Source organism: Devosia sp. (assembly GCF_028290645.1).
Lineage (GTDB): Bacteria > Pseudomonadota > Alphaproteobacteria > Rhizobiales > Devosiaceae > Devosia_A.
The window spans coordinates 1-8,733 of record NZ_JAQGJL010000066.1 but is presented as its reverse complement, the minus strand read 5'-3'; the positions used below and the strand labels follow the sequence as shown (position 1 = coordinate 8,733).

10 protein-coding genes are annotated in these 8,733 nt (G+C 64.2%); 9 read left to right on the top strand and 1 reads right to left on the bottom strand.

The window, feature by feature from the left end; all coding sequences use genetic code 11:
• From JWQ89_RS03505 to JWQ89_RS03490, 4 genes are all read left to right on the top strand, one after another.
• Window positions 1-845: RHO alpha subunit C-terminal catalytic domain-containing protein (locus JWQ89_RS03505; protein ID WP_299638444.1), on the top strand; the 845-nt coding region annotated here is incomplete at its 5' end.
• Window positions 846-860: 15 nt separating this feature from the next.
• Complete coding sequence (locus tag JWQ89_RS03500) at window positions 861-2,090, top strand: FAD-dependent oxidoreductase (RefSeq protein WP_299638443.1); 1,230 nt, start codon at window positions 861-863, stop codon at window positions 2,088-2,090.
• A 4-nt stretch (window positions 2,091-2,094) separates the two neighbouring features.
• Window positions 2,095-2,817: an SDR family oxidoreductase gene (locus JWQ89_RS03495; RefSeq protein ID WP_299638441.1), complete on the top strand. Its 723-nt coding sequence runs from the start codon at window positions 2,095-2,097 to the stop codon at window positions 2,815-2,817.
• A 25-nt stretch (window positions 2,818-2,842) separates the two neighbouring features.
• Window positions 2,843-3,286 carry a hypothetical protein gene (locus tag JWQ89_RS03490; RefSeq protein WP_299638439.1) on the top strand — a complete coding sequence of 148 codons (444 nt, stop codon included), beginning with the start codon at window positions 2,843-2,845 and terminating at the stop codon, window positions 3,284-3,286.
• 28 nt (window positions 3,287-3,314) lie between these two features.
• Here the strand turns inward: JWQ89_RS03490 and JWQ89_RS03485 are convergent, their stop codons facing one another.
• Window positions 3,315-4,193 (bottom strand): helix-turn-helix transcriptional regulator, encoded by an 879-nt coding sequence (locus JWQ89_RS03485; RefSeq protein ID WP_299638437.1) that lies wholly within the window; start codon window positions 4,191-4,193, stop codon window positions 3,315-3,317.
• A 111-nt stretch (window positions 4,194-4,304) separates the two neighbouring features.
• Here JWQ89_RS03485 and JWQ89_RS03480 point away from each other — a divergent pair, with 111 nt between their 5' ends.
• The 5 genes from JWQ89_RS03480 to JWQ89_RS03460 form a co-directional block, all read left to right on the top strand.
• Complete coding sequence (locus tag JWQ89_RS03480) at window positions 4,305-4,670, top strand: Rieske 2Fe-2S domain-containing protein (protein WP_299638435.1); 366 nt, start codon at window positions 4,305-4,307, stop codon at window positions 4,668-4,670.
• Between the two features lie 10 nt (window positions 4,671-4,680).
• On the top strand, window positions 4,681-5,922 hold the full coding sequence (locus JWQ89_RS03475; protein ID WP_299638433.1) for an amidohydrolase family protein: 1,242 nt from the start codon (window positions 4,681-4,683) through the stop codon (window positions 5,920-5,922).
• 74 nt (window positions 5,923-5,996) lie between these two features.
• Window positions 5,997-6,275: a hypothetical protein gene (locus JWQ89_RS03470; protein ID WP_299638432.1), complete on the top strand. Its 279-nt coding sequence runs from the start codon at window positions 5,997-5,999 to the stop codon at window positions 6,273-6,275.
• 436 nt (window positions 6,276-6,711) lie between these two features.
• Entirely contained in the window at window positions 6,712-8,241 is a 1,530-nt protein-coding gene (locus JWQ89_RS03465; protein WP_299638430.1) for an ABC transporter substrate-binding protein, read from the top strand.
• Between the two features lie 37 nt (window positions 8,242-8,278).
• The coding region (locus JWQ89_RS03460) for an ATP-binding cassette domain-containing protein (protein WP_299638428.1) at window positions 8,279-8,733 on the top strand (455 nt) is incomplete at its 3' end.

Here is an 8,733-nt window from a genome sequence, read left to right as displayed (position 1 = left end):
CGGCCTTCGAGTGGACGAAGGTTCCGTCCAACCAGCTCTATCTCTCCAAGCGCGAGCAGCGGAACAACTACCTGCAGGCGATGGAAGGCGGCATCGACTCCAGCCACGTCTCGTTCCTGCATTCGGGCGACATCAATCGCGACCCGCTGCACAAGGGAACCGAAGGCTCCAAATACGCGCGCAACACCTCGACCACCTTCGACATCCATGAATCCGACGCCGGCCTGATGATCGGCGCCCGCCGCAATGCCGAGCCGGGCTATTTCTACTGGCGCGTCACCCAGTGGATGTTCCCCTGGTACACGCTGATCCCGCCCTACAAGGGCAACGCACTCAATGGCCACGCCTGGGTGCCGATGGACGACGAAAACTGCATGGCCTGGACCATGACCTTCCACCCGACGCGCCCGCTGTCGGAGAAGGAGCTCGAACTCATGGAAAGCGGCCACGGCGTTCACACCGAGCTGATCCCGGGCACCTACAAGCCCGTCGCCAATTTCGAGAACGACTACCTGATGGACCGCGAGGCCCAGCGCCAGAAGATCTACTATTCCGGCATCAAGGGCATCGCCATCCAGGACGCCTCGCTGCAGGAATCGATGGGCGTGATCGCCGACCGCAGCAAGGAAAACCTGGTGTCGACCGACAATGCGATCATCATGGCCCGCATGCGGCTGCGCAAGGCGGCCAAGGCACTGGAGGCCGGCAAGGCGCCTCCGGGCCTGTCGCCCGAGACCCAGCAGGTCCGCTCCGCCTCCTTTATCCTGCCGCAGGACGGCCCGTTCAAGGAAACGGCTCTTGATGCGTCCAAGGTGAAGCTCGGCGAACCCTTCGTTGCCGTCTAGGCACGGGGTATCCTGATGGAGCCCGGTCGGGATCGCGTCGTCATCGTTGGAGCAGGCCAGGCCGGGGCGTGGGTCGCCATCACCTTGCGCGGCCTCGATCCCCACCGGCCGATCGTGCTGATTGGCGATGAATCCCATCCGCCCTACGAGCGGCCGCCCTTGTCCAAGGCGGTGCTCGCGGGCAAGGCGGCGATCGAAAGCACCTATATCAGGCCCGCTGACTACTACGCCGCCAACGGCATCGAACTCAAACTCGACCGCAAAGTGGTGTCGATCGACCGCGCCGGCCGGCACGTGGTGCTGGGCGATGGCGAAACGCTCGAGTATGGCACGCTGGTGCTGGCGACCGGCGCGCGGGCACGGCCGCTGCCGGTGCCGGGAGCCGATCTGCCACAGGTCCATACGCTGCGCACCGTTGCCGACGCCGAGCGCATAAGGCCGCTGCTCGGGCCGGGCAAGCGCGTGGTAGCCATCGGGGCCGGGTTCATCGGGCTCGAATTCGCCGCCGTGGCCATCGAGGCGGGATGCGCAGTAACCGTTCTTGACGCAGCGCCGCACGCCATGGGACGCGTCGTCGACCCCTCGGTGGCGGGCGCCATTGCCTCAGGACACGCCGGCCGCGGCGTGGTGTTCAGGCTTTCGGTATCGATCGTCGCCATCGAACCGGCGGGCGATGACGTCGAGATCGTGCTGGCCACCGGCGAGCGCATCCCCGCAGCCATCGTCATTGCCGGCATCGGCTCGCTGCCCAACACGGCCCTGGCGGAACAGGCGGGCCTTGCGCTCGACAACGGCGTCGTCGTCGACGCCTTCGGTCGGACTTCCGATCCCGACATCTTCGCGGTCGGTGACGTGACCCGCCATTTCAACCCGCTGCTGGACCGCAGCCTGCGGCTCGAAAGCTGGCAAAACGCGCAGAACCAGGGGATCGCGGTGGCCAAGGTCATCGCCGGTTCGACCGAGCCCTATGCCGAATTGCCCTGGTTCTGGAGCGACCAGTACGACACCAATTTCCAGATCCTGGGCGTGCCCGAAAGCTGGGATCGCGTCGTCTGGCGCGGTGAGCAGGCGAGCGGCAAGTTCACCGCATGCTACATGGCAGGCGATCGGATCGTCTGTGCCAACACCATGAATAATGCGCGCGAGATCCGTTTCCTCAAGCAGTTGATCCTCAGCGGCAAGCCCGTCACCGATGCCGCGCTTGCCGACCCGGCAACCAATCTCGCCGCTCTTGTTAAAGGATAAAGTCTTGGAACTGAGCAAACTGACCGCCGGCGGCGTCGCCGATCTCGAGGGCGCACGGGCCGTCGTGGTCGGAGCCGGGCATGGTGTCGGCCCCGAAGTCGTCGCCGGCCTGCTTGCGGCGGGCGCGCGCGTCGTCGCCGACGCCGAGGGGCTCGCGGGCGCCGCATTCGTCGCCGGGGCAAGCCATCCGGCGACCTATCTCGACGCGGCAACGGAAATACTGGGTGGCCTCGACGTGCTGGTGCTCTCGGCGCCGCCGGTCAAGAACAAGCCGGTGCTCGACATGACGCCCGACGAGATGCGGTCGGTTGCCGAGGACGAAATGGTCCTCCCGGCCCTGTTGATGCAGGAAGCAGCACGGCGCATGGTCGCCTCCGGCTATGGCCGGATCATTGTCTTTGCCTCGATGTCGGCCAAGACCGGCGTGCACCACAATGTCGCGCCCTATGCCGCGGCCAAGGGCGGACTGTTGGCCTTTGCGCGCGTGCTAGCTGCCGAGACGGCCGAGCATGGCGTCACGGTCAACGCCATCGCCACCGCGCTCTTTGAGCCGCAGACGAGAACGATGACTGAGGAAAAGCGTTCTGGGCTGCTCAAAGCCATCCCCGTCGGGCGGTTCGGCCGCAGCGAGGAAGCTGCGCACGCCGTGCTGTTCCTTGCCTCGCCCCAGGCCGGGTTTGTGACCGGCGAATGCCTGAATCTTTCAGGCGGACGCTTTATGGATTGATGCCAATCGTATCGGGAGACTTTCGATGATCACACAGACCTTTCTCGGTGGCCGGCCGGGTCAGCGCATCGATGACTATCGCAATTCTACCCCGCGCTTCGTCAAGGTTCTGGGGGTGGGAGACAGCGCCCGCGCGATCATCGAGCGTTTCAACGAGTCGCATCGCGATAACATCATCACCACCGGCGCCCTCAACCCGATGCGGCTCGAGCCGATGGACGAGCCGGTCAACGGCATCTCCCCCAATGCGGTGATCGTCGTCTACCAGAAGGGCGAGCACGTGGCGTTTCCCTTCCTCACCGACCGCACGGCGTCCATGCTGTCGCTGATCGTACTGGAAACCCCCGAGGGGGGGAGCAATGTCGAGGCCGACCGCAAGGTTCGCCAGATCCAGGCGGTGGCCGATCTCTACGTCACCACCTCCGACACCGACTTCGTCAACGAACTCGTCGACAACCTCGCGAGCTGAGGGTCCGCGGCAAGCGCCGCCGGCCCCCTCACTGCGGAGCGCTTGCCTGCACCGGCTCGCGACCGGCAGCATTCAATAGCATCTGGGCCGCGAAGCGCCTGGCGGCATCGTCGGTTGGATCGGGTGAATAGAGCACGAGCTTAAGACCCCTGGCGCCCTCCACTGCCAATACCGTGTAGTGGAAGCGGGTCGGGCCGATTCCCTTCACGTTGATGTTCCGAATACCGCTTTCGCGGTCGAGGACCGCGTACTCGCGCCACACCTCGCGGAATTCCGGCGACTCACGTTCGAGCTCGGAGACGAGTTCGGCGAGGCGCGCATCCTTCGCACTTTTGGCATGATCCGCCCGGAAGCGGCCCACGATACGGCGGGCATCGCTTTCCCAATCGACCATGCTTCGGCGAAAGCTCGTATCCGCGAAGGTCAGCCACAGCGAATTTCGATGTGCCGCGGGCAACTGATCGAAGTCGCCCAGGACGTAAGTGCTCGCGGCGTTCCAGGCCAGGATATCCCAGTGCGCATCCTTGACGAACGCCGGACGATCGACCAGCTCGCTCATCAGCTGGAGGATGACCGGAGGAACCTTCGCAGCCCCGCTTTCGCGCGTAGGCACGCCATGCCCCGCAAGCGAAAAGAGATGCGCGTATTCGGCGGCGTCGAGGCGCAGCGCGCGGGCCACGTTCTCGAGGAACGCCGTAGAGACGGTGACGCTCCGGCCCTGCTCGAACCAGGTGTACCAGGTGAGCCCGACACCGGCGAGGGAGGCAACCTCCTCGCGCCGCAGCCCTGGCGTTCGCCTCCGGCCTGAAGGGGGCAGCCCGACATCGAGCGGGCTGAGCGCCTCGCGCCGATCCCTGAGGAAGGTCGCGAGTTCGCCCCGGTCGCGGGCCAGTGTTCGCTGCGGCATCGTATTGCTTTGGGTGGCTCACTAATAGGATAAGAACTAATATAGCAATACGCTGAGAAACTGCGCAAGCTCCCCTTCATCGCATGGCGGTTCCATTGGGAGCGGAGAGAGATGCGCGAATTATTTGTCGCGAGGAAATCGGAATTCAACAGCGGCGATCGCCGGATCGTCGTCAACGACCACGGCCGTGAGGTCGGGGTGTTCAGCCAGGACGAAGGCTACTACGCCTACAGCAATTATTGCCTGCACTCCGGCGGCCCGGCCTGCGAGGGATTGATGATCAACCGCGTACAAGAGGTGCTCGGGCCGGGCAAGATCTTCGAAGGCGAAATCTTCTCCGACGACGTGCACTTCGTGTGTCCGTGGCATGGGTTCGAGTACGACCTCAAGACCGGCGAGTGCGTCGGCAATCGGCAACTGAAGCTGCGCAAATACGACGTCATCGAGCGCGACGGCGACATCTACGTCGTGGCATAGGAGAACTTCCGTGGATATTCCGTTCAAGAACCCCCCGCCGTCCGAAGTTCGCAATCTCGCCGGAGGCGAGTTCTCGACGGTCGATCAGCTGCGGCACGCCGCCGAGCAGGCCGTCACGCGCAAGTACCGGGACTTCGTCATCGTCGACGTCGATTCCCATCACTACGAGAACGAATCCTATCGCGAGGTCTTCAAGTACATCGATAGCCCGGTGATCCGGCGCGCCGCGCTCGAGTCCGCCGAGCGCCCGGGCCGGTCGAGCCTGCTCAACGGACAGGTCGGCTACCAGGATATCGGCGGCCGCATTACCCGCCAGCGGGGCCGCGCGCGGGAAAAGACCGAGCCGCACGAGCAGCGCGACATCGTCATGACCAAGCGCTGGATGGACTCGATGGGCGTCGACTACGCCTGCCTGTTCCCCACTCCGATGCTGTTTCTCGGCCTCCATCCGCAGCCGGAAATCGAGGTGGCGCTGGCGCAGGGCTATAACCGCTGGCTGTGCGAACAGATTCTCGACGCCGAGCCGCGGCTCGTGTCGATGCTGTACCTGCCGTTCAACGACCCCGAGGCCGCCTACCGCACCGTCAAGGAATTCGGCCACCGCAAGGGTGTCACGGGCTTCATGGTCACCTCGCCGCGCTACAAGCCGGTGCATGACAACGCCTACATGAAGACCTACGCGCTGCTCGAGGAAATGGGCAAGCCGCTGTCCTTCCATGCAGCCTACAACTGGAACGACCAGTCGATGGCGATGATGAACCGGTTCATCTCGGTCCATGCCGTAGGCTTCATGATGTACAACATGATCCACCTGACCAACTGGGTCATCAACGGCCTGCCGGAACGCTTCCCCAAGCTGAAGGTGATGTGGATCGAAAGTGGCCTCACCTGGGTCTATTCGCTCATGCAGCGCCTCGACCATTCCTACATGATGCGCACCTCCGATGCCCCCGCGCTCAGGCGCAAGCCGAGCGAGTACATGCGGGAGATGTATTACAGCTCGCAGCCGATGGAGATGCCGGACGACAAGTCGATCCTCGAGGCGACGTTCAAGATGATCAAGGCGGACACGCAGCTGGTCTGGTCGTCGGACTACCCGCACTGGGATTTCGATCTGCCCAGCGTCATCTACGATCTGCCGTTCCTCGACGAGACCGCCAAGCGGAACATCCTGGGCGGCACGGCTTGCAAGCTGTTCGGTATCGACCCGAAGGTGGTCAAGAAAATCCCGGGGGACGTCGTCAGCGCCTGACGGCGCTGCACGACGCCTCACGACCGGGCATAGGAAAGGGAAGTCCAGTGAACGTTCATGTCAGGGAGTCCGGGATGGCCGGCACCGAGGACCTCGAGCAGGCGGCAAGGCGCATCGTCGCCGCGCTGCGGGCAGGCGAGGGCCTGTCAGTGGAGACCGCGCAGGAGTTGTTCACCGCCGGCGTCACCGCCTATGCGGCGCGCCGTCTGGCCGGCAATTCCGGCTCACCCCTGACCCAGGGGCACGCCGCGACCGCAACCGACGTTGCGATCACGACCACCGCCATGCTCGAAGATGTCAACATCGCCATCTTCGAGCTCGGCCTCTGGCAGAGCATGGGCGGCAAGAAGTAACGATTGCCGATCCCGGCCGGGCCTCCGCTGCGCGGCCGGCCGGTATCGCGCGGGGCCGGCATCGGCGACCTCTTCACCCAATAATGAAGCGGACGTCACCCGGCCTCGAGAGGCCTACTCCCGGAGGCCGCCATCCCTGATGGGCCTTGGGTAAAGTGCAGTTCCCCGCAGGACTGCTTCCATTCCGGCGAGCCAGCGGCTCGCCCTTTTTCTTTCAGCTCCGGACGGCTGCGACCAGACGACGCGGAAGCGCCGGCCGGCCACACTTATGCTCACATACATATGGCCCATGGGGAAAACCGCCAGCTACATATTCGGCAGGGCAATAAGACTGGCCTGATTAAGAATTGGACGCATTTTGCAGAATAGATAGCGTCTGTGGGCGTGGCGCGCAGGACCTCGGGAAGCGCAGCCTGATCGGAGAAACCGGATGCGCATGAACAGACGTACCGCACTTTCGCTGCTGGGGGCTGGCGCTGGCTATGCCTTCCTCGGCGCCCCACAGATAGTGTTCGGCCAGGATGCCGGGCCGGTGCTCGACGTGGCCCTGGACCAGGTGCCCGCCGCGCTCGACCCGCTGCTGGGCCAGACCAACCCATTCTACCGCACGTTGCAGAATGTCTATGACACGCTGTTGACGGTGGACTATTCCGGCGACGGCGCTCTGCAGCCCGCGCTGGCCGAAAGCTGGACACGTGTCGATGGCAAGACCATCGACCTCGTGCTGCGTCAGGGTGTGCGCTTCCACGACGGCTCGCCGCTCACCGTGGACGACGTGATCTTCAGCTTCGGCGCCGAGCGGCGCACCAACCCGGATTCACCCGGCTACGGCACCGCGCAGCAGTTCCTCAGGACCATTGAAACCGTCGAGGCGGTGGACGACAAGACCATCCGTGTCACCTCGTCCGCCGACGATCCGACGCTCGAGCTGCGCCTGACCGCCTGGGGCAGCCAGATCGTCTCCAAGGCCGCCTTCGAGGCAGCCGGCGGCTTCGAGGGCTTCGGGCACGCGCCCGTCGGCACCGGCCCGTTCTCGGTCGTTTCCCTGTCTCCGGACCTGCTCGAACTGAAGGCCTTCGCCGACTACTGGAACGGCAAGCCCGATATCGAAACCCTCAACTACCGCTCCTCGCCGGAACTGTCCTCGCGCATTGCGGGCGTTGCCAGCGGTGACTTCGACCTCGTGGTCGACGTGCCGGTCGATCAGTTCGATGCCGTCACCCGCGACCCGAACCTGGAAATCGTCGGCGGCCCGGTGGCCAGCATCCGCGTCATCAAGTTCGATACCCGCAACGAGGTGCTCAAGGACGTCCGCGTGCGCAAGGCCCTTGCCCTCGCCGTCGACCGTCAGGCGATCGTGGACGCCCTGTGGGGTGGTCTGGTGACCATCCCGCACGGCCACCAGCTCGAGGAATTCGGCGCCCTCTATACGCCCGACCGTCCCGGCTACACCTATGACCCCGAAGAAGCTAAGCGCCTCCTCGCGGAAGCCGGCTATGACGGCACGCCGATCCCCTACCGCATCCGGGCCGCTGCCTATGGCCCGGAACTGGCCACCGCCCAGGTGCTGGTTGCGATGTGGAACGCCGTGGGTGTCAATATCGACCTTCAGATCGTCGAGAACTTCGGCCAGATGGTTGCTTATCCGGGCGTCGGCATGCGCAATGGCGTGGACCCGATCCTGGTCGCCGACCCGCTGTTCGGCCTGTGGCGCTCGCATGATCGCGGCGAGGCTGAGATTTGGTCGAACGAGGAGTTCTTCCGCGCCGGCGAAACCTTGCAGACGAGTCTCGATCCGGACGTCCGCAAGGCAGCTTTCAACCGCATGATGGACATCTACGACTTCGAGGATCCTCCGGCGTTCATCCTGCACACCATGGGCACCTTCTACGGAAAGAAGAAGACCGTTAACTGGACGCCGTCCAAGTCGGTCTACATGGACTTCCGAAAAGCCAGCCTGACCTGACCGAACTACGTCGCGCATACACAGACTTGGAAACGAGATGACTTCGACTGCTGTGTCCAACCCAGTCTGTGTCGTGGACAAACTCGGCATCGCCATCGGCGGTGCCGAGCCCGTGCAACTGGTTCAGGACATCTCCTTCTCCATCCCCCGCGGTGGCTACTTCGCCCTCGTGGGGGAAAGCGGGTCGGGCAAGTCCATCACTTGTCATGCCTTGATGCGGCTGTTGCCGTTCAAGCCCAGGATCGACGGTCGCATCCTGATCGACGGCAAGGATGTGTGGGCGATGAAGCAGCCCGAGATCATCAGCTTCCGTCGGAAGACTGTGGGAATGGTGTTCCAGGACCCGCTGGCCGCGCTCAATCCGGTGCGCACCATCGGCAGCCAGATGCTCGAGACGCTTCGGCTCTATTACCCGGGCGCATCCAATGCCGACCTGCACGCGCGCGCCGTCAAGGCGCTGGAAGACGTGCATATCCCCCAGGCCGAAAAGCG